We start from the raw sequence: 19,373 nt of genomic DNA, 5'->3' as shown, positions 1-19,373 counted from the left end.
AAAATTACAAATTAAAAAATACAAATTAAGAGTTAAGAGTTAAGAGTTAAGAGTTAAGAGTTAAGAGTTAAGAGTTAAGAGTTAAGAGTTAAGAGTTAAGAGTTAAGAATTAAGAGTTAAGAGTTGAGAGTTAAGAGTTGAGAGTTAAGAGTTGAGAGTTAAGAGTTAAGAGTTAAGAGTTAAGAAAAATAAAGACAAAGAAAAATTGAAGATTAAAATTAAAAATTAAGAGTTAAGAGTTAAGAGTTGAGAAAAACAAAGACAAGAAATATGGTATGATTTTTGCATTTTCCAATAAAAAGCTATGAGGAGGTTTTTAAATGAAGGAAATTGTAATTGTGAGTGCTGTTAGAACCCCAATCGGAAGCTATGGTGGAGCCTTAGCAAGTGTTTCTGCAGTGGAACTGGGTGCTATTGCAATTAAAGAGGCTCTTAATAGAGCTAAAATTGAGGCTAAAGAAGTAGACGAAGTATATATGGGCTGTATCCTCCAGGCAGGGCTAGGACAAGGTGTAGCAAGACAGGCGGCAGTCAAAGCTGGTATACCAATAGAGGTTCCTGCAACCACAATTAATATGCTATGTGGTTCTGGTCTAAGAACTGTTTCCTTAGGAGCACAAACCATAATAGCTGGTGATAATGAGGTTGTTGTAGTAGGTGGAACAGAAAATATGAGTCAAGCACCATATATTCTTTCTAAAGCCCGATGGGGACTACGTATGGGCCATGATCAACTACATGATTCTATGATAGCAGACGGGCTTACAGATGCCTTTAATCAATATCATATGGGCATTACTGCCGAAAATTTGGCAGAGCAGTTTAATATTACAAGGGAAGAGCAGGATAGCTTTGCTTCAAATAGTCAGCAGAAGGCAGAAAAGGCTATATCAGAAGGTAGATTTAAGGAGGAAATTGTACCAGTTGAAATACCTCAAAGAAAAGGTGACCCAGTTGTTGTAGATCAAGATGAATACCCGAAGTCAGGAGTAACTGCTGAAAAGTTGGCGAAGCTACGTCCTGCCTTTAAAAAAGACGGAACAGTAACAGCAGGAAATGCATCAGGAATTAACGATGGTGCTGCGGCTCTAGTTATAATGACTAAAGAAAAGGCAGATAGCTTGGGAATTAAACCTATTGCATCAATAGTAGCCTACGGTAACTCAGGTGTAGATCCTTCAATTATGGGAATAGGGCCAGTTACCTCAACTGAAAAGGCACTTACAAAGGCAAAATTGACAATAGATGATATGGACCTTATAGAGGCTAACGAAGCTTTCGCTGCCCAGTCACTGGCAGTTGGAAGGGAGCTTAACTGGGACTCTAGTAGGGTTAATGTTAACGGTGGAGCAATCGCATTAGGGCATCCTATTGGTGCTAGTGGTGCAAGAATACTAGTGACCCTTATTCATGAAATGCAAAAGCGTGACTCGAAATATGGTCTTGCCACCCTTTGCATAGGTGGTGGAATGGGTACATCACTAATAATTAAAAGATAAAGTGTCAAGAATTTAAACAGTGTCCAAAAAAAATACATAATTTATAATCCAATTATTCTATTGTTACCCCCCACTTAGTGTACAATAAATGAACACAAAATGGGGTTTTTTTATATTGCTGACAAAAATAAAGTTAAAATATTAACAAACAAACTATAGCAAAATAGTAATTATACTGGTTTTAGCATGATAAATTCAGTGAATACCTAAAAATACTAAAAAAATTAGTTAAATAAATATCAATATAAGTCTAAGTTGGCATATATCTTGCGACTAATTATGACAAACAAATAAAAGGAGGCTTCTTATGAAGGGTAAAACAATCCATCAAATAAAAATTGGAGATAAAGCTTCATTCCAAAAAACAATAACAGAAACCGATGTTTATATGTATGCAGGAATAACTGGAGATCTTAATCCTGCACATATTAATGAGGTATATGCTAAAGAAAGCATATTTAAGGGAAGAATTGTACATGGTATGCTGACGGCAGGGCTTATTTCTGCAGTTTTGGGGAACCAACTGCCAGGACCTGGTACAATTTATCTAGGTCAAGACCTTAAATTTACTGCTCCAGTTAAATTCCTAGATACTATAACTGCTGAGGTTGAGGTTATAGAAATAAATGAAGAAAAGAATCGTGTTAAATTAAACACACAATGTAAAAACCAAAACAATGAAGTTGTTCTTTCGGGAGTGGCAACAGTATTACCACCAAAATAACAATGTATCATTAAATGATTGGAGGCTGAATAATGAATTTTAATCTATTAAAGGAACATGAAATGCTACTAAAGCTTTATAATGAGTTCACAGAAAAAGAAGTTAAGCCTTTAGCTGAGGAGGTTGACGAGACTGAAGAATTTCCAGTTAAAACCTTAGAAAAATTAAATAAATACGGTTTTATGGGTATTCCTTTTCCCAAAAAATATGGAGGGGCAGGAGGGGATATTTTATCCTATGCCTTAGCTGTAGAAACCTTATCTAAAGCCTGCGCTACTACTGGGGTAATTGTATCAGCCCATACATCCCTTTGTGCAGCACCAATTTATGAATTTGGTACAACGGAACAAAAGGAAAAATATCTTATTCCCTTAGCAAAGGGTGAAAAGCTAGGGGCCTTCGCCCTTACAGAAGCCAATGCAGGAACTGATGCATCTGCACAACAGACTGTAGCCGTTAAAGAAGGAGATCACTATATTATTAATGGTTCGAAAATCTTTATAACAAATGCTGGTGTGGCAGATATATATATAATTATGGCGATGACTGATAAAAGTCAAGGAACTAGAGGTATTTCAGCCTTTATAGTTGAAGCAGAAACACCTGGCTTTACTATAGGAAAAAAGGAAGCAAAAATGGGCATTAGAGGCTCATCCACCTGTGAATTAATATTCGAGAATTGTAAAATACCACAGGAAAATATGCTAGGTAAAGAAGGCAAAGGATTTTCTATAGCCATGAAAACCTTAGATGGAGGCAGAATTGGTATAGCTGCTCAGGCATTAGGCATAGCACAAGGTGCACTTGATGAAACAGTAAACTATGTGAAGGAACGTAGACAGTTTGGAAAACCAATATCATATTTCCAAAATACACAGTTCCAGCTTGCTGAAATGGAGACTAAAATTGAGGCAGCTAGAATGTTGGTTTATAAAGCCGCCTTCCTAAAAGAAAATAAATTGCCCTACTCACGTGAAGCAGCAATGGCAAAGCTATATGCAGCTGAAACTGCAATGGAGGTTACTACAAAGGCAGTTCAGCTACATGGAGGATACGGATATACCCGTGAATATCCAGTTGAAAGAATGATGAGGGATGCCAAGATTACCGAAATATATGAAGGTACATCTGAAGTACAAAAAATGGTAATAGCAGCTAATTTATTGAAATAGGGAGGGTTTTAGAATGAGAATTATAGTTTGTATTAAACAGGTACCAGACACAACAGAGGTTCGTTTAGATCCTAAAACAGGTACCCTTATCCGTGAAGGAGTACCAAGTATAATTAATCCAGATGATAAAAGTGGCTTAGAGGCTGCTTTAAAGCTTAAAGATGAAAAAAATGCTCATGTTACTGTACTGACAATGGGGCCTCCGCAGGCAGATGTTGCCCTTAGAGAAGCCCTTGCAATGGGGGCGGATAAAGCTATTTTACTGACAGACAGGGCATTTGCAGGCTCTGACACTTGGGCAACATCATGTACCCTTGCAGCAGCTATTAATAAGCTTGGCTATGACCTAATTATTGCAGGAAGACAAGCAATTGACGGGGATACTGCACAGGTAGGACCCCAAATTGCCGAACACTTAAAGCTTCCACAAGTATCATATGTTGAGAACTTGAGTGTAGATGGTGAAGACCTTATATTAAAAAGAGTCTTTGAGGATGGATACCATTTAATTAAAGTTAAAACACCCTGCTTAATTACAACCCTGAAGGAAATGAATGAGGCAAGGTATATGAGTGTTGGAGGAATATTTGACTCTTATCGTGAGAAAGAGGTAGAGGTATGGAGCCTTAAGGATATAGAGGTTGATCATAATAATCTAGGCTTGTCAGGCTCTCCAACTAAAGTAAAAAAATCCTTTACAAAGGGTGCGAAGTCAGCTGGTAAACAATATAATGTTGAGGCTAAGGAAGCAGCAAAGATAATTGTAGATAAGTTAAGAGAAAAATATATTATTTAGATAGGAGGAGTTCCTTTGAATAAGAATATGGACAAAGGTGTATGGGTCTTTATTGAACAAAGAGACGGAGAAGTTCAAAAAGTATCTTTAGAGCTTTTGGGAAAAGGCAGACAGCTGGCGGATCAGCTAGAAACAAAGGTAACGGCATTAATAATGGGTGACAATGTAGCCTCAAAGGCTCAGGAGTTAATATATTGCGGAGCTGATGAGGTAATAATAGCCGAGGATCCACTGCTTAAAATCTATATGACAGAGCCCTACACAAAGGTTATGTCAGAGCTGATTGAGGAGAAAAACCCTGATATAGTATTAATAGGAGCCTCCTCCATAGGTAGAGATCTTGCACCGAGGGTGTCGGCAAGAGTTTATACTGGACTAACGGCAGATTGCACTTCATTAGAAATAGATGAAGAAACCAAGAGTTTACTAATGACAAGACCTGCATTTGGTGGGAATATTATGGCAACCATCATTTGTCCAGACCACCGACCACAGATGTCAACGGTTAGACCAGGGGTAATGGTGGAAATGGAGATGGACACCACAAGGAAAGGTGAAATAGTAAAGGTTAAACCCAAATTGTCCAATGACGACATTAATATTGAGATTTTAGAAATAGTTAAAGAGAAAAAGCAAAAGGTTAAAATAGAAGAGGCTGGAGTATTAATATCAGGCGGAAGAGGATTAGGTAAGGCTGAAGGCTTTGAAAGCCTTAAACTACTAGCAACGGAACTAGGAGGCTTGGTATCTGGGTCTAGGGCAGTTGTAGATGCAGGTTGGCTAGATAGAGATTACCAGGTTGGCCAAACAGGTAAAACTGTAAGACCTGAAGTATATTTTGCGTGTGGAATATCAGGAGCAATACAACACGTAGCTGGCATGGAGGAGTCTGAATTTATTATTGCCATAAATAAAAACCCCGAAGCACCTATTTTTGAGGTTGCTGATGTAGGTGTAGTTGGTGATGTTAATAAGGTGATACCTGCCCTTATTGAAGAGCTAAAAACCTTGAAGGATAATAAATAGATTCAATAATAAAAACCTCTCATTTATGAGGGGTTTTTCTATAACTTAAATATGGCACAAAATTTGCATAATATAGATATATAACCTATATATAACAAATATTAAACATATTATGCCTTTTAAAAAATATAATAGTTGCATAATGGTTAATAAACTGTTAGAATGGTTACGGTAAAATTAGCTGACATCATTAGAGTCAGACTTTTATTGATTGTTTTCTATTAATAGACCAGCATCTTAAATGAGCTGGAACGGAGGTGTAAAAATGGAAAAAAGAATTACTACTAAAAAATTGGCAGTAGCAGGGATGTTGAGTGCATTATCTGTTGTATTAAGTGTCACACCATTTTTAGGCTATATACCTTTGCCCTTTTTTGCAGGGTTGAGTGCCACTACAATGCATATCCCAGTTATAATTGCAGCCATTATCGCAGGGCCAGAAATAGGAGTGTTTGTTGGGCTAATTTTCGGTATAACAAGCTTTGTGAGGGCAACACCAGCTTTTATGGGTGATCCATTAGTATCAATTTTACCAAGGCTGTTTATCGGATTAACAACCTATTGGACCTTTCGTCTTACCAAAAGTACAATAGCAGCAGCGGTTATAGGAACAGCCACAAATACAGTAGGTGTCCTGACTATGATATACCTATTAGGCTACCTACCATTGTCAGTTGTTTTAGGAGTAGCCAGCGTTAATGGAACAGCAGAAGTAATTGTATCTGCAATTATAGTTTATACGGTTGTAAGGCTTATAAAAAAAGCAAAGGGAGATAATATAATTAACAGATGATAAGAAGGTGTAGAAATGATTTTAGTATTTGATGTTGGTAATACAAATATTGTTATAGGTGTATATAAATCAGATGAGTTAATAGATTCATGGAGAATAGCAACCGATAAAGATAAAACCTCAGATGAATATAGCATGATGATACATTACTTTTTTCAGTATAGCAATATAGATCTAAAATTAGTTAAGGATGTAATCATTTCATCGGTTGTTCCAAATATTATGTATTCTCTGGAGCATGCCATTAGAAAGCTATTAAACATTGAGCCGCTGATTGTAGGTCCAGGAGTAAAAACTGGTATGAACATTAGATATGATAATCCCAAGCAGGTGGGTGCAGACAGAATAGTTAACGCTGTAGCTGCCTTTGAGAAATATGGTGGACCACTTATAATAGTTGACTTTGGCACAGCAACCACTTTTTGTGCAGTTTCTCAAAATGGTGATTATTTAGGAGGTACAATTTCACCTGGAATTAAAATATCCAGTGATGCTTTGTTTCAAAGGGCAGCAAAGCTACCGAGGGTAGAGCTTATAAAGCCTGGTAAAGTGATTTGTAAAAATACCAACAATAGTATTCAATCCGGAATAATATACGGTTATGTTGGTTTAGTTGAGTATATAGTTAAAAAAATGATACAAGAGCTAGGTGGTAAAAATGTAAAAGTTGTAGCTACCGGCGGATTATCCAGCTTAATTGCCAGTGAAGCAAACTATATCCATATTGTAGATAAGCTACTAACTCTTGATGGCTTAAGGATTATTTACAATAGAAATAAAGAAGAAAGAAGTAAGACTGTATAAACACAACAAAATAGGTCAATATAAAATAATTGAGTCAGTTATCTGGCTCTTTTTTAATTGAAGATTACTTTCCTCTATTTGTAAGAAAATTAAAAATATATCTGTAACAGATTTAAAGGCTATGATAGAATATAGTTATTAATATCTTAAATATAATCCTCTAAAAATTCTGTATATGGTATATTTCTTGCAATTAATATTAGCATGTAGCAAAATAATAATGAGGAGGAATAAATAATGAAGGAAATCGTTATCACAAGTGCTGTTAGAACACCCATTGGTAGCTTTGGGGGGGCATTGTCAAGCGTTTCAGCTGTTGAGCTAGGAGCCATAGCTATTAAAGAAGCTTTAGCAAGGGCTGGAATACAAGGGGATCAGGTAGACGAGGTTTATATGGGTTGTATCCTACAGGCAGGCCTAGGACAAGGGGTTGCAAGACAGGCCTCTATTAAGGCAGGAATACCCAATGAAGTACCTGCTACAACAATTAATATGCTCTGTGGTTCGGGACTGAGAACTGTTTCATTAGCTGCACAAGCAATTATAGCTGGAGATAATGAAATAGTAGTAGTAGGTGGTACAGAAAACATGAGTCAGGCTCCATACTTACTACCTAAGGCTCGTTGGGGGTTTAAAATGGGTCACCAGCAAATGGAGGATTCAATGATAGCCGATGCCTTAACCGATGCCTTTAATCAATACCATATGGGAGTTACTGCTGAGAATCTTGCCGAGAAGTATGAAATAACTAAAGAGGAACAGGACGCTTATGCAGCTCTAAGCCAAAACAGAGCAGAAAAGGCAATGCAGGAAGGAAAATTTAAAGAAGAAATAGTTCCAGTAATTATACCGCAAAGAAAAGGTGATCCTATAGTAGTTGATACCGACGAGTATCCTAAAGCTGGAGTTACCTCAGAAAAGCTAGGAAAGCTAAGACCTGCCTTTAAAAAGGACGGAACCGTTACAGCAGGTAACGCATCAGGTATTAATGACGGAGCTGCAGCTCTAGTAATTATGTCTAAGGAAAAGGCAGATGAGTTAGGAATAAAGCCTCTTGCTACATTGGCTTCATATGCAAATGCTGGCGTTGATCCTTCAATTATGGGAATTGGACCTGTACCAGCAAGTCAAAAAGCACTTGCTAAGCTAGGACTAACAATAAAGGATATGGATTTAATAGAGGCTAATGAAGCATTTGCTGCACAAGCATTATCTGTTGGTAAGGAATTGGATTGGGATATTGAAAAGGTTAATGTAAATGGTGGAGCAATAGCCCTAGGACATCCTGTTGGTGCCAGTGGTGCAAGAATTTTAATAACCCTATTACATGAAATGAAAAGAAGAGAATCTACCTATGGATTAGCAACATTGTGTATTGGTGGAGGAATGGGAACGACAGTAGTTGTTAAAAGATAAGAAATTACAGCAAAACACCAAATGGTGTTTTGCTGCATTTGTATAGTGGGAGGTGTTTACTTATTTCTAATAATATAAAGGAAAAATACCTTGCATTTAATAGGCTCTATGAAAAAAAGGGCTGGAAGCCTTTCGAGGGTAAGGACTCACTACTTAGTCTGTATCAATATATATTTGATAATGTATACAACTGGGTTGTAGTAGTGGATGCACAGGGTTACATAGCTATGGTAAATAAGCCCTACTGTGAATTTTTAGGGATTTCACAAGAGGAAGCTATTGGAAAACATGTAACTGAAATTATTGAAAACACAAGAATGCACATTGTTGTTAAGACGGGTAATAGAGAGATAGGAGACATACAAAAGATTAAGGGCAACAATATGATTGCTGATAGAATTCCTATTTTTCAAGAGGGGAAAATAATAGGTGCTGTAGGTACAGTAATATTTAAAGATATGCTGGAGCTAGATGCATACGTAAGTAAAATAATGAAGATGGAAAGTCAAATAGCTTATTATAAAGAGGAGCTAAAGAAGGTAACTGGAGGAAACTATACCTTTAAAAGTATTGTGGGAAATAGTGGCAAGATTCAAATAGCTAAGGGGTTAGCACAAAAAGTTTCAGACTCTAAGTCCAATATATTATTATTGGGAGAAAGCGGTACAGGTAAGGAGCTATTTGCCCATGCTATACATAATGCCAGTAAAAGAGGTGATTACCCATTAGTTAAAATAAATTGTGGGGCTATACCTTCAGAATTACTGGAATCTGAGCTATTTGGTTATGAACAAGGAGCCTTTACTGGTGCCAAAAAAGGTGGTAAGCCAGGTAAGTTCGAGATGGCTAACAAAAGCACAATATTTTTAGATGAAATAGGGGATTTGCCTCTAAATATGCAGGTTAAAATTCTTAGGGTTATACAAGAAAGGGAAGTTGAAAAAATAGGTGGTTTAAAGCCCACAAGTATAGACGTGAGAATTATTGCAGCCACCAATAGAGATCTTTCAGACATGGTGAAAAAGAAGCTTTTTCGAGAGGACTTATACTACAGGTTAAATGTTGTTAATATTCAAATTCCACCATTAAGGGAGAGAAAAGACGATATACCATTGCTTGCCAACTATTTAATGAAAAAGCTGGCTAAAGAAATGAAATTTCATGTAACTTCTATTTCTCCAAAAGCAATGGATGCTCTTGTTAGATACAACTGGCCAGGTAATATACGGGAGCTAGCTAATATAATTGAAAGGGCTATTAATTTTATAGATAAAGAAGCCACCATATTGATAGACCATTTACCCTATTATATAAGAAAGGAAGTAGCCAATAATAGTGAGGAAAAAAGTGAAAAGCTAGGCAGCCTAAAGGAAATAATAGAAGATGTAGAAAAAAAATCAATTGTAAGAACCTTAGAAGAAACAGATAATAATAAATATAAAGCTGCAAAGCTATTGGGCATAAGTCGTACTAGTCTGTATGAGAAAATGAAGAGATACGACATCGAAGTGTAATTAAAATGAACACTGTTCAAAAAATGGACAACTCCTTCGATGTATCAGTATTATAGCACCTTACACGTTAAAAAATCAGAATAGTCAAAATATTAACCAGTCAAAATACCCAAAAACTAATTAAAAAATGTTTAATATCTGAACATTTATACATCTTAATAGTATTCTAGACCTCATTTTTATTCTAAATTGATAATATTTGTGTAAAATTCAAGCCTCTATTATTTTGGCATAAAGGTTGCAATATATATTATCAATTAAAAATGAAAGGAGGTTTTTTTATTGGCAGTAAAATTTATAACAGCATCTGAAGCAGTAAAACTGATAAAGTCAAACTCTACCTTAGCAACCGCAGGCTTTGTTGGTAATGCTGTTCCAGAGGAATTAGAGATTGCTTTAGAAAAACGTTTTCAAGAAACAGGAGAGCCAAGAAATTTAACTTTAGTCTATGCAGCTGGACAGGGTGATGGTAAAGAGCGAGGTTTGAATCATCTGGGACATGAAGGGCTTCTTAAAAGGGTAATAGGAGGACATTGGGGCTTGGTACCAAAGATTCAGAAGCTTGCTCTTGATAACAAGATAGAGGCATATAACTTGCCCCAAGGTGTAATATCTCACCTATTTAGAGATATTGCTGCAAACAAGCCAGGAACTATAACTAAGGTTGGTTTAAAAACCTTTGTTGACCCAAGGGTTGAAGGTGGTAAATTAAACTCTAAGACAACTGATAATGTAGTTGAAAACATGGAAATTAATAATAACGACTATTTATTCTACAAGGCTTTTCCAATTGATTTTGCCTTCATTCGTGGAACCTATGCAGACGAAAAAGGAAACGTAAGCATGGAAAGAGAAGTGGGTTCTTTAGAGGTGCTTTCTATAGCACAGGCATGTAAAAATTCAGGAGGTAAAGTAATTGTTCAGGTTGAAAAGGTAGTTAAAGCAGGAACACTGGATCCTAAGCTTATAAAGGTACCTGGCATATATGTAGACTCCATAGTAGAGGTACAAGACATTAAGAATCACATGCAAACCTTTGCAGAAGAATTTAACCCAAGCTATACTGGGTCTATTAGGATTCCTGTTACCTCAGTGAAACCACTGGAGCTTGATGAAAGAAAGATAATAGCTAGACGAGCTGCAATGGAGCTGGTTCCAAATGCAATTGTTAATTTAGGAATTGGAATGCCAGAAGGTGTGGCACTGGTGGCAAATGAAGAAGGGGTTGGAGACACTATGGTTTTAACTGTTGAACCTGGCCCTATAGGAGGCATACCAGCAGGTGGGTTAAGCTTTGGTGCTGCAACTAATCCAGAGGCTATAATTGATCAACCCTATCAATTTGATTTTTATGATGGTGGCGGACTTGATGTAGCATTCTTAGGCTTAGCACAATGTGATAAAAAAGGAAACATTAATGTAAGTAAGTTTGGACCGAAGATTGCAGGTGCAGGTGGCTTCATAAACATTACTCAAAATGCAAAGAAGGTAATATTCTGTGGAACATTTACAGCAAGAGGACTAGAGACAGAAATTCAAGATGGAAAGCTAGTTATTTTAACTGAGGGTAAAGCAAAGAAATTTATAACTGAGGTAGAGCAAATAACCTTTAGTGGAGAGTATGCTCAAGACTCAAAGCAACCAGTTATATATATAACCGAAAGAGCAGTATTCCATCTTGATAATGATGGCATAACACTAACAGAAGTAGCCCCAGGGATAGACGTTAAAAAGGATATTATTGATCAAATGGAGTTTGAGCCAAAAATTTCTACTGAGTTAAAGCTTATGGATGAAAGAATATTCAGAGAAGAAAAAATGGGATTAATACTAAATAACGTGGAGGGGAATTAAATGTTAGGTATTGTTATAGGTCTTTTATTATTAATGTATTTAGCTTACAGAGGATGGTCAATTATATGGATAGCTCCAATTTGTGCTACTGTTGTGGCTCTTTTTGGCGGTGTAGAGCTTCTACCTAACTACACAGAAAGCTATATGGGTGGATTTGTTGCATTTGCAAAATCATGGTTCCCAGTATTCATGTTAGGTGCTATATTTGGTAAACTAATGGAGGATACTGGAGCTGCTAAATCTGTTGCAAAGTTCATAACAAAGCTTATTGGACCCAAAAGAGCTATACTTGGAGTAGTGGCTGGCTGTGGTGTACTAACCTATGGAGGAGTGTCTTTATTTGTAGTTGTATTTGCTATATATCCTCTAGCTGTTGCACTTTTTAGGGAAGCTAATATATCTAGAAAGCTTATTCCTGCAGCTATTGCTTTAGGCTCCTTTACCTTTACAATGACAGCGTTTCCAGGAACACCTCAAATTCAAAACCTTATACCGATGGAATATTTTAGAACAACACCGACTGCTGCCCCAATAATTGGTTTAATAGCAGGACTAATTATGGCGGCTGGAGGCTATATGTACTTGGTATGGACAGAAAGAAAGCTAACGGCTAATGGAGATGGATTTATTGAGCCAGAGGAAAATATAGAGGAAGTTAATGAAGATAGCCTACCAAATCCATTTGTTTCGTTTTTACCTTTAGTTAGTGTTATTGTAACATTGAACTTTCTTGAGTGGAATGTTATACCAGCATTGTTATCAGGAATTATACTAATAATGGCATTAAACTATAAAATGTTACCAAAGTTTACAGAAGCAATAAACAAAGGTGCTGCAGGTTCCGTTATAGCTATAATAAATACAAGTGCTGCAGTTGGCTTTGGTGCAGTTGTTAGAGCAGTACCAGGCTTTACAACCTTAACAGACTTCGTTCTAGGAATAGAAGGAAATCCGTTAATCTCTGAAGCTATTGCAGTTAACCTATTGGCAGGTGCTACAGGCTCTGCTTCAGGGGGATTAGGTATTGCATTGGCAGCCTTAGGAGAAAAATATTACCAGTTGGCTTTATCATCAGGAATGGATCCGGCAGTTTTCCATAGAGTAGCTTCCCTTGCTTGTGGTGGCTTAGACTCATTACCACATAATGGTGCTGTATTAACTCTATTGGCTATAACAGGTATGACCCATAAAAAATCATATCTACACATTTTTGTAGTAGCAACTGTAATTCCAGTTTTAGCAGTAATAGTTGCTATAATACTAGCAAGCATGGGTGTAGTATAAAAGGTAAAATGATATAATTATTTAAAAAGGAGGAGTTACAATGAGATTAAAGGATAAGGTAGCGGTGGTTACTGGATCAACCTCAGGAATCGGCAAAGCATCAATTATTAAGTTTGCAGAAGAGGGTGCAAAGGTTGTAGTATGGGGTAGAACAAATGAAGAAGTTGAAGCTGTTGTAAATGAGCTTAAGGATGCAGGTAAAGAGGTATTAGGGGTAACTGCCGATGTGTCAGTAGCTGAAGAGGTTAACTCTGCAATGGATAAAATTAAGGATCACTTTGGGGCTATAGATATATTAGTAAATAACGCTGGTATTACTGCCGATGCACAATTAATGAAAATGACTGAAGAGCAGTTTGATAAGGTTATAGCAGTAAACCTAAAGGGCGTATATAACTGTGGTCAAGGGGCTGCTAAAGTAATGGCAGAGCAAAAAAGTGGAGTAATAATAAATGTATCATCAGTTGTTGGTATATATGGAAACTTTGGCCAAACCAATTATGCAGCCACTAAGTTTGGTGTAATTGGAATGACAAAAACATGGGCAAAGGAATTAGGAAGAAAAGGAGTTAGAGTAAATGCAGTAGCTCCAGGCTTTATAGTAACAGAAATGACAGCAAAAATGCCAGAAAAAATTCTTGATGCTATGAAGGCTAAGTCTCCATTAGGCATACTAGGTGAGCCGGCAGACATTGCTAATGCGTTTGTTTATCTAGCATCAGATGAAGCAAAGTTTGTTACAGGAACAGTTTTAAGTGTTGATGGAGGAGTTGTGCTATAAGTTGTTATATTTATCTACAGTTAAGAATGTATAATTAGATTACAACTACAGCAAAGGTATATAGGCTAAAGGAAAATGTACATAATTATAACATTTTTCTTTAGCTTTTTTCTGTCATTTATTAAGGTATTTAAACTAATCTTTTAGCTGAAGCAAAAGATGATAAACTATTAGGAAATAGGGAGGATTAAGCAATGCTAAAAACCTTAGACGCCTTTATCAAAGTTGCACCATTAATGAATCAGCTTCATGGAAGAGATATGGCAGTGGCCATATGCGATACTGAAAACTACATAGCCTATTGCTCAGGAGAAAAGCTAAGCTTTCCTGTAAAGCCAGGAGATAAGGTGAAGGAAGGAGCTGCAATTTATCAGGCTATGAAGTTGAAAAAAAGAGTGGTTAGGAATATGGGAAAGGAGCTTTTTGGTTTTCCCTATATAGCAATAGCAATACCCATTGAAGAAGAGGGTAGAATTATTGGTGGTGTCTGCTTTCTTGAATCTATTGAACAGCAAAGTCTATTGCTGGGGATGGCTGAAACTTTACATAATGAGATAACACAGCTACAAGCATCTACACAGGAGATTGAAGCTCAATCACAGCAGTTGATGAGTGCTGGGGTTGGTTTAGTAGAGGCTGTTGAAAAGGTAAAAAGCGATACAGATGCCAGTCAAAATATAACATTGATGATAAAAAAAATATCCGATCAAACTAATCTGCTGGGGTTAAATGCTTCTATTGAAGCAGCAAGGCTTGGAGAATTAGGAAGGGGCTTTAATGTAGTTGCAGGTGAAATAAGAAAGCTAGCGTTATCAACAAAGGAATCAACAGATAAAATAGATTCTATAGTAAAGGGCTTAAAAAATAACAGCCAATGGATGGATGAGAAGGCAACAAGTGTAGAGGATGCTGCAAAGGCTCAAGTAAGCTCTATAGAGCAAATTAGAGAAGGAATTCAGCTATTGTATGGTTTAATTGAGAAAATGAGAGCTGAAGCAGAAAACATAGTTAAATAAGCTTAAATAGTAAAATCAGCTTTAAGGGTATAATTAAATATTTATTGAGTCAGGTTTTTGACTCAATTTTTTTACTTTAATTAATAATATAAAAGTATTTGTTATCTATGATAAAATATTAGATAAAACCAATAATAAATATGATAATGCAGGCAGAGGTGACAAAATGAAAATTGGAAATGCAGAAGTAAAGAGTAATATTTTTTTAGCTCCCATGGCTGGGGTAACTGACCTTCCCTTTAGGCTAATATGTAAAGAATTAGGCTGTGGAATGGTATATACTGAGATGGTTAGCTCGAGGGGATTGTACTATGGTGACAAAAAGACAGAAGAGTTACTTCGAATTAAAAATGAAGAAAAGCCAGTTGCCATACAAATATTTGGCTCCCAGCCTGAAATAATGGCTAGAGCAGCCTATATTCTAAACGACAGAGATAATCTTATACTAGATATTAATATGGGGTGCCCAGCCCCTAAAATAGTAAAAAATGGAGACGGAAGTGCATTAATGAAAGCTCCTAAGCTAGCAGGGGAAATTGTAAAGAGTGTAGTTAAGGAATCAATAAAGCCCGTTACCGTTAAAATCCGCAAGGGCTGGGATGATGACAATATAAATGCAGTAGAAATGGCAAAAATATTAGAGGATAACGGTGCCTCAGCAATAGCTATTCATGGTAGAACTAGGGAGGAATTTTATACTGGAAAAGCAGACTGGAGTATAATAAAGGAAGTAAAGGAAGCAGTAGTAGTACCTGTAATAGGTAATGGAGATGTATTTAGTGTAGAAGATGCAATACAGCTATTTAACTTTAGCAAATGTGATGGAATAATGATTGGACGTGGGGCTCAAGGGAATCCATGGATATTTAAAAGAATTAATCATTATATCAACACTGGTGAAATACTACCAGAAGCTACTTTAAAGGAACGCATTGATGTAGTACTAAAGCATATGCATTTAGTTGTAGAAGAAAAGGGAGAGTATATAGGAATAAGAGAGATGAGAAAACATACTGCTTGGTATATGAAGGGCTTTAAAAATAGTGCTCAACTAAGGAGCAAAATAAACCATATAAATAGTAGCAAAGAAATGGTCAATACACTATTGGACTATTTACATAAGGTTTAATAGAAAAGAGCTTACTAGCCCCCAGTATAGGACTTATAAAAAGGTAAATAATACTAATATAACAACCTAGCTGGGAGGAGATATATTGAAGCACATTGTTAGTATAAGTATAGGCAGCTCTAAAAGAGACCACCATACAGAAATAGAGCTTTTAGGGGAGAAGTTTATTATTGAAAGAATAGGAACCGATGGGAGTTTGTCAAAAGCAGTTTCATTAGTAAAAAAGCTGGATGGGAAGGTTGATGCCTTTGGAATGGGTGGAATTGACCTTTATCTGTGGGCTGGAAAAAGAAGATACACCATTAAAGATGCATGCAAATTAAGAGATGCAGCAAAAAAAACACCTATAGTTGATGGCTCTGGATTAAAAAATACATTAGAAAGAAATGTCATAGGATATTTAAAGGAGAATTCTATAATTGATTTTACTAAATGCAGCATTCTTGTACCATCGGCTATGGATAGGTTCGGTATGGCAGAGGCAATAGAAGAAGCAGGGGGAAAATTAATAATAGGTGATTTAATATTCTCCATAGGTATTAATATACCCATTTACTCACTAGAGGCACTTAGGAAGGTTGCTTTTTTTATAGCTCCTATTGCCTGTAGCTTACCAATTAAAATGCTTTATCCAATAGGTGGAAAGCAAAATCATTCGGTTATTAATAAAAAAAGCAAATATTATGACATGGTACAGGTAATTGCAGGTGATTTTCACTACATAAAACAACACATGCCTTCTAGCTTGTGGGGAAAAACAATAATTACAAATACTGTAACTGAGGATGATATTTTAGAGCTTAAAGCTAGAGGGGTACAGCTACTAGTTACAACAACACCTAATTTAGGGGGAAGATCCTATGGAACAAATGTAATAGAAGCATTACTTTTAGTTTTATTAAAGGCTACAAATAGAGTAGGGGATTTAAATCAATATGAAAAGATTTTAAAGGAGCTAAACCTTCAGCCTAGAATAGAGAACCTAAACCTACAGCGTAAAATAATTAATCAATAATTAAGGAGAATGTAACATACAAAAGCAATTATTAGACTTGACATTTCATTTTGCCTGTCTTATAATATCTACAATATTATTGAATTGGTAAGCACTGCCAGAATCAGTGCTTCTTATGTTATATAAGCAGTTTAAGGATAAATTACCATAATATTAATAGAATAAAATCACTACAAGGGCATATATTATCTAACATCATTACATATATATAACATATCATTTAAGAAACAATATTAAACAGTATTATCATTAAATTAGGTCTAAGGAGAGGGGTCAAAGCTATGGATAAAGAAGTTGTATTAACCGTAAATGGCTTAAAGAAGATTGAAGATGAATTAGAGCATTTAAAGGCCGTAAGAAGAAGGGAAGTAGCTGAAAGAATTAAACAAGCAATTGCTTTTGGAGATATCAGCGAAAACTCTGAATACGATGAAGCAAAGAATGAACAGGCTCAAGTTGAAGAGAGAATTGCAAAGCTAGAGACAATGTTGAAAAAGGCAAGAGTTATAGATGAGGATGATATCTCAATTGATGTTGTTAGCATAGGCTCTATAGTTCAGGTAAAGGACATCGAATTTGATGAAGAGGTTGAATATATGATAGTAGGGTCAGCAGAAGCAGATCCCTATGAGTTAAAAATATCTAATGAATCTCCAGTTGGTAGAGCTCTTTTAGGAAAAAAGGTTGGAGACGTTGTTGAAGTACAAATCCCAGATGGAATAACAAAGTATGAGATACTGGATATAAGAAGGCAGTAGGGGGAATTAAAATGACTAATGAAGAGCAAAATTTGAATGAACTTCTTAAAATTAGGAGAGAAAAATTAAAGCATCTTCAAAGCATAGGAAAGGATCCTTTTAAAGTAGAAAAGGTTCATATAACTCATTATAGTAAAGCTATAATCGAGGATTTTGAAGATATGGAAGGTAAAAATGTAACAATAGCAGGGCGTATAGTGGCAAAGCGTGGACATGGTAAGGCAAGCTTTATAAATATACAAGATAAAGATGGTAGAATTCAAGCATATGTTAGGGAAGACCGCATAGGTCCTGAAAGCTATCAGTTGTTTGTTGCCTATGATATTGGTGACATTGTGGAAGTAGTTGGAGAGGTATTCAAAACAAAAAAAGGTGAAGTATCAATAAAGGCTGAAACTGTACGATTACTTACCAAGTCTCTTCAAGTTTTACCAGAAAAATGGCATGGCTTAAAGGATCAAGACTTAAGATATAGGCAAAGATATGTTGACTTAATTGTTAATCCAGAAGTAAAAGAAACCTTCTTAAAGAGGAATATAATAATTAAAGCCATAAGAGAGTTTTTAGATGAGAGAGGTTATCTTGAAGTAGAGACACCAATTTTAACCACTATAGCAGGTGGTGCTGCTGCAAAGCCCTTCTTAACCCACCATAACACCTTAGATTTAGATATGCAGCTGAGGATTGCCAACGAGCTTTATCTAAAAAGATTAATTGTTGGTGGCTTTGATAAGGTATATGAAATGGGTAAAATGTTTAGGAATGAAGGAATATCCATAAAGCATAACCCTGAGTTCACCAGTATGGAGCTATATGCAGCCTACCATGATTATGAAGATATGATGGAGATAACAGAAAATTTAGTTGCCTACTGTGCTGAAAAAGTACATGGAACAACCCTTGTTAATTTTCAAGGAACAGAAATAGATTTTAAACCACCCTGGAAAAGGGAATCAATGCATGATTTAGTTGAAGAAAAAACAGGTATTAACTTTTATAGCATTGAGTCCGACGAGGAAGCAAGAAAGGTTGCAAAGGAAAAGCTACATTTAGAGGTTGAGAACCATATGACTAAAGGACATCTTGTAGCTTTGGCATTTGAGGAGTTCTGTGAAAAAGACTTAATTCAGCCGACCTTTGTACTCCATCATCCTGTTGAGGTTTCACCCTTAGCAAAGAGAAACCCAGAAAAACCACATATCACAAACCGATTTGAGGCCTTTGCAAATACATGGGAAATTGCTAATGCCTTTTCAGAGCTAAACGATCCCATAGATCAAAAACAAAGATTTATGGATCAACTGAAGCAAAGGGAAGCAGGGGATGATGAAGCTCATCCTATGGATTTAGACTTTATTAATGCTTTAGAAGTGGGCTTACCACCAACAGGTGGGTTAGGCGTAGGTATTGATAGGATGATAATGTTGCTAACAGACTCACCCTCAATCAGAGATATTATCCTATTTCCTACAATGAAACCAATAGAATAATATGTACTTTAAAAAGCCATAACTAGATTATGGCTTTTTATTATAGTTAAAGTAGACTTTTCCACTTGTACTCTTGTTCCACTAAAAGCAGTATTTATTATTAAGAGTAATGTAAAACAATACCAAAAATGTGTTTATTATCAGCTTTACATAAAAAATAATTTGTGATATATTAGTTTTTGTTCTTTAGTAGCAAATACTAAAAGCTAGATATCATAAGAGCTAGATAAAGCTAGATAAATTATCAACATAAAAAAACTGTTGACAAATTATTTCTAAAATGATATATTATTTAAGTCGCC

Annotated in this window: 17 protein-coding genes; all 17 read left to right on the top strand. The window is 36.0% G+C overall.

From position 1 onward, the window contains the following. Positions 1 to 320 precede the first annotated feature (320 nt). The 17 genes from F8154_RS10960 to lysS all read left to right on the top strand — a co-directional run bounded on the left by F8154_RS10960 (position 321) and on the right by lysS (position 19,071). A complete protein-coding gene (locus F8154_RS10960; protein ID WP_151861662.1) occupies positions 321 to 1,499 on the top strand; it encodes an acetyl-CoA C-acetyltransferase in 1,179 nt (392 codons plus the stop codon). Positions 1,500 to 1,806: 307 nt separating this feature from the next. Further along, positions 1,807 to 2,223, top strand: coding sequence for a MaoC family dehydratase (locus F8154_RS10955; protein WP_151861661.1), 417 nt, complete (start codon positions 1,807 to 1,809; stop codon positions 2,221 to 2,223). A gap of 32 nt (positions 2,224 to 2,255) precedes the next feature. Beyond that, positions 2,256 to 3,395, top strand: coding sequence for an acyl-CoA dehydrogenase (locus F8154_RS10950; RefSeq protein ID WP_151861660.1), 1,140 nt, complete (start codon positions 2,256 to 2,258; stop codon positions 3,393 to 3,395). A gap of 13 nt (positions 3,396 to 3,408) precedes the next feature. Further along, positions 3,409 to 4,191 carry an electron transfer flavoprotein subunit beta/FixA family protein gene (locus F8154_RS10945; protein ID WP_151861659.1) on the top strand — a complete coding sequence of 261 codons (783 nt, stop codon included), beginning with the start codon at positions 3,409 to 3,411 and terminating at the stop codon, positions 4,189 to 4,191. Between the two features lie 27 nt (positions 4,192 to 4,218). Beyond that, the gene (locus tag F8154_RS10940; RefSeq protein WP_151861663.1) at positions 4,219 to 5,217 is read left to right on the top strand and encodes an electron transfer flavoprotein subunit alpha/FixB family protein; all 999 of its coding nucleotides are present in this window, start codon (positions 4,219 to 4,221) and stop codon (positions 5,215 to 5,217) included. 265 nt (positions 5,218 to 5,482) lie between these two features. Beyond that, positions 5,483 to 6,010: an ECF transporter S component gene (locus tag F8154_RS10935; RefSeq protein WP_207706876.1), complete on the top strand. Its 528-nt coding sequence runs from the start codon at positions 5,483 to 5,485 to the stop codon at positions 6,008 to 6,010. Positions 6,011 to 6,025: 15 nt separating this feature from the next. Further along, positions 6,026 to 6,814, top strand: coding sequence for a type III pantothenate kinase (locus F8154_RS10930; protein ID WP_151861657.1), 789 nt, complete (start codon positions 6,026 to 6,028; stop codon positions 6,812 to 6,814). Between the two features lie 237 nt (positions 6,815 to 7,051). Continuing rightward, positions 7,052 to 8,230 (top strand): acetyl-CoA C-acetyltransferase, encoded by a 1,179-nt coding sequence (locus tag F8154_RS10925; protein WP_151861656.1) that lies wholly within the window; start codon positions 7,052 to 7,054, stop codon positions 8,228 to 8,230. A 29-nt stretch (positions 8,231 to 8,259) separates the two neighbouring features. Continuing rightward, complete coding sequence (locus F8154_RS10920) at positions 8,260 to 9,744, top strand: sigma-54 interaction domain-containing protein (RefSeq protein WP_243141234.1); 1,485 nt, start codon at positions 8,260 to 8,262, stop codon at positions 9,742 to 9,744. A gap of 282 nt (positions 9,745 to 10,026) precedes the next feature. Next, positions 10,027 to 11,598, top strand: a complete 1,572-nt coding sequence (locus F8154_RS10915) for an acyl CoA:acetate/3-ketoacid CoA transferase (protein ID WP_151861655.1) — start codon at positions 10,027 to 10,029, stop codon at positions 11,596 to 11,598. Beyond that, complete coding sequence (locus tag F8154_RS10910) at positions 11,599 to 12,882, top strand: GntP family permease (RefSeq protein ID WP_151861654.1); 1,284 nt, start codon at positions 11,599 to 11,601, stop codon at positions 12,880 to 12,882. 40 nt (positions 12,883 to 12,922) lie between these two features. Further along, complete coding sequence (gene fabG, locus F8154_RS10905) at positions 12,923 to 13,663, top strand: 3-oxoacyl-[acyl-carrier-protein] reductase (RefSeq protein ID WP_151861653.1); 741 nt, start codon at positions 12,923 to 12,925, stop codon at positions 13,661 to 13,663. 194 nt (positions 13,664 to 13,857) lie between these two features. Then, positions 13,858 to 14,679, top strand: a complete 822-nt coding sequence (locus F8154_RS15540; protein ID WP_151861652.1) for a methyl-accepting chemotaxis protein — start codon at positions 13,858 to 13,860, stop codon at positions 14,677 to 14,679. A gap of 166 nt (positions 14,680 to 14,845) precedes the next feature. Next, the gene (gene dusB, locus F8154_RS10895) at positions 14,846 to 15,808 is read left to right on the top strand and encodes a tRNA dihydrouridine synthase DusB (RefSeq protein ID WP_151861651.1); all 963 of its coding nucleotides are present in this window, start codon (positions 14,846 to 14,848) and stop codon (positions 15,806 to 15,808) included. 85 nt (positions 15,809 to 15,893) lie between these two features. Then, entirely contained in the window at positions 15,894 to 16,823 is a 930-nt protein-coding gene (locus F8154_RS10890) for a quinate 5-dehydrogenase (protein ID WP_151861650.1), read from the top strand. Between the two features lie 281 nt (positions 16,824 to 17,104). Continuing rightward, a complete protein-coding gene (gene greA / locus F8154_RS10885; protein WP_151861649.1) occupies positions 17,105 to 17,581 on the top strand; it encodes a transcription elongation factor GreA in 477 nt (158 codons plus the stop codon). An 11-nt stretch (positions 17,582 to 17,592) separates the two neighbouring features. Next, a complete protein-coding gene (lysS, locus tag F8154_RS10880) occupies positions 17,593 to 19,071 on the top strand; it encodes a lysine--tRNA ligase (RefSeq protein ID WP_151861648.1) in 1,479 nt (492 codons plus the stop codon). The last annotated feature ends 302 nt before the right edge of the window (positions 19,072 to 19,373 follow it).

The organism is Alkaliphilus pronyensis, from assembly GCF_009017275.1.
Taxonomy (GTDB): Bacteria; Bacillota; Clostridia; order Peptostreptococcales; family Natronincolaceae; genus Alkaliphilus_C; species Alkaliphilus_C pronyensis.
The sequence above is the reverse complement of the archived record's forward strand: the minus strand, read 5'-3'. Positions and strand labels throughout refer to the sequence as shown.

Excerpts from the sequence above, each read along its gene's own strand:
- F8154_RS10960 (WP_151861662.1), top strand. The coding sequence starts at position 321 with ATGAAGGAAATTGTAATTGTGAGTGCTGTTAGAACCCCAATCGGAAGC.
- F8154_RS10955 (WP_151861661.1), top strand. The coding sequence starts at position 1,807 with ATGAAGGGTAAAACAATCCATCAAATAAAAATTGGAGATAAAGCTTCA.
- F8154_RS10950 (WP_151861660.1), top strand. The coding sequence starts at position 2,256 with ATGAATTTTAATCTATTAAAGGAACATGAAATGCTACTAAAGCTTTAT.
- F8154_RS10945 (WP_151861659.1), top strand. The coding sequence starts at position 3,409 with ATGAGAATTATAGTTTGTATTAAACAGGTACCAGACACAACAGAGGTT.
- F8154_RS10940 (WP_151861663.1), top strand. The coding sequence starts at position 4,219 with ATGGACAAAGGTGTATGGGTCTTTATTGAACAAAGAGACGGAGAAGTT.
- F8154_RS10935 (WP_207706876.1), top strand. The coding sequence starts at position 5,483 with ATGGAAAAAAGAATTACTACTAAAAAATTGGCAGTAGCAGGGATGTTG.
- F8154_RS10930 (WP_151861657.1), top strand. The coding sequence starts at position 6,026 with ATGATTTTAGTATTTGATGTTGGTAATACAAATATTGTTATAGGTGTA.
- F8154_RS10925 (WP_151861656.1), top strand. The coding sequence starts at position 7,052 with ATGAAGGAAATCGTTATCACAAGTGCTGTTAGAACACCCATTGGTAGC.
- F8154_RS10910 (WP_151861654.1), top strand. The coding sequence starts at position 11,599 with ATGTTAGGTATTGTTATAGGTCTTTTATTATTAATGTATTTAGCTTAC.
- fabG (WP_151861653.1), top strand. The coding sequence starts at position 12,923 with ATGAGATTAAAGGATAAGGTAGCGGTGGTTACTGGATCAACCTCAGGA.
- F8154_RS15540 (WP_151861652.1), top strand. The coding sequence starts at position 13,858 with ATGCTAAAAACCTTAGACGCCTTTATCAAAGTTGCACCATTAATGAAT.
- dusB (WP_151861651.1), top strand. The coding sequence starts at position 14,846 with ATGAAAATTGGAAATGCAGAAGTAAAGAGTAATATTTTTTTAGCTCCC.
- greA (WP_151861649.1), top strand. The coding sequence starts at position 17,105 with ATGGATAAAGAAGTTGTATTAACCGTAAATGGCTTAAAGAAGATTGAA.
- lysS (WP_151861648.1), top strand. The coding sequence starts at position 17,593 with ATGACTAATGAAGAGCAAAATTTGAATGAACTTCTTAAAATTAGGAGA.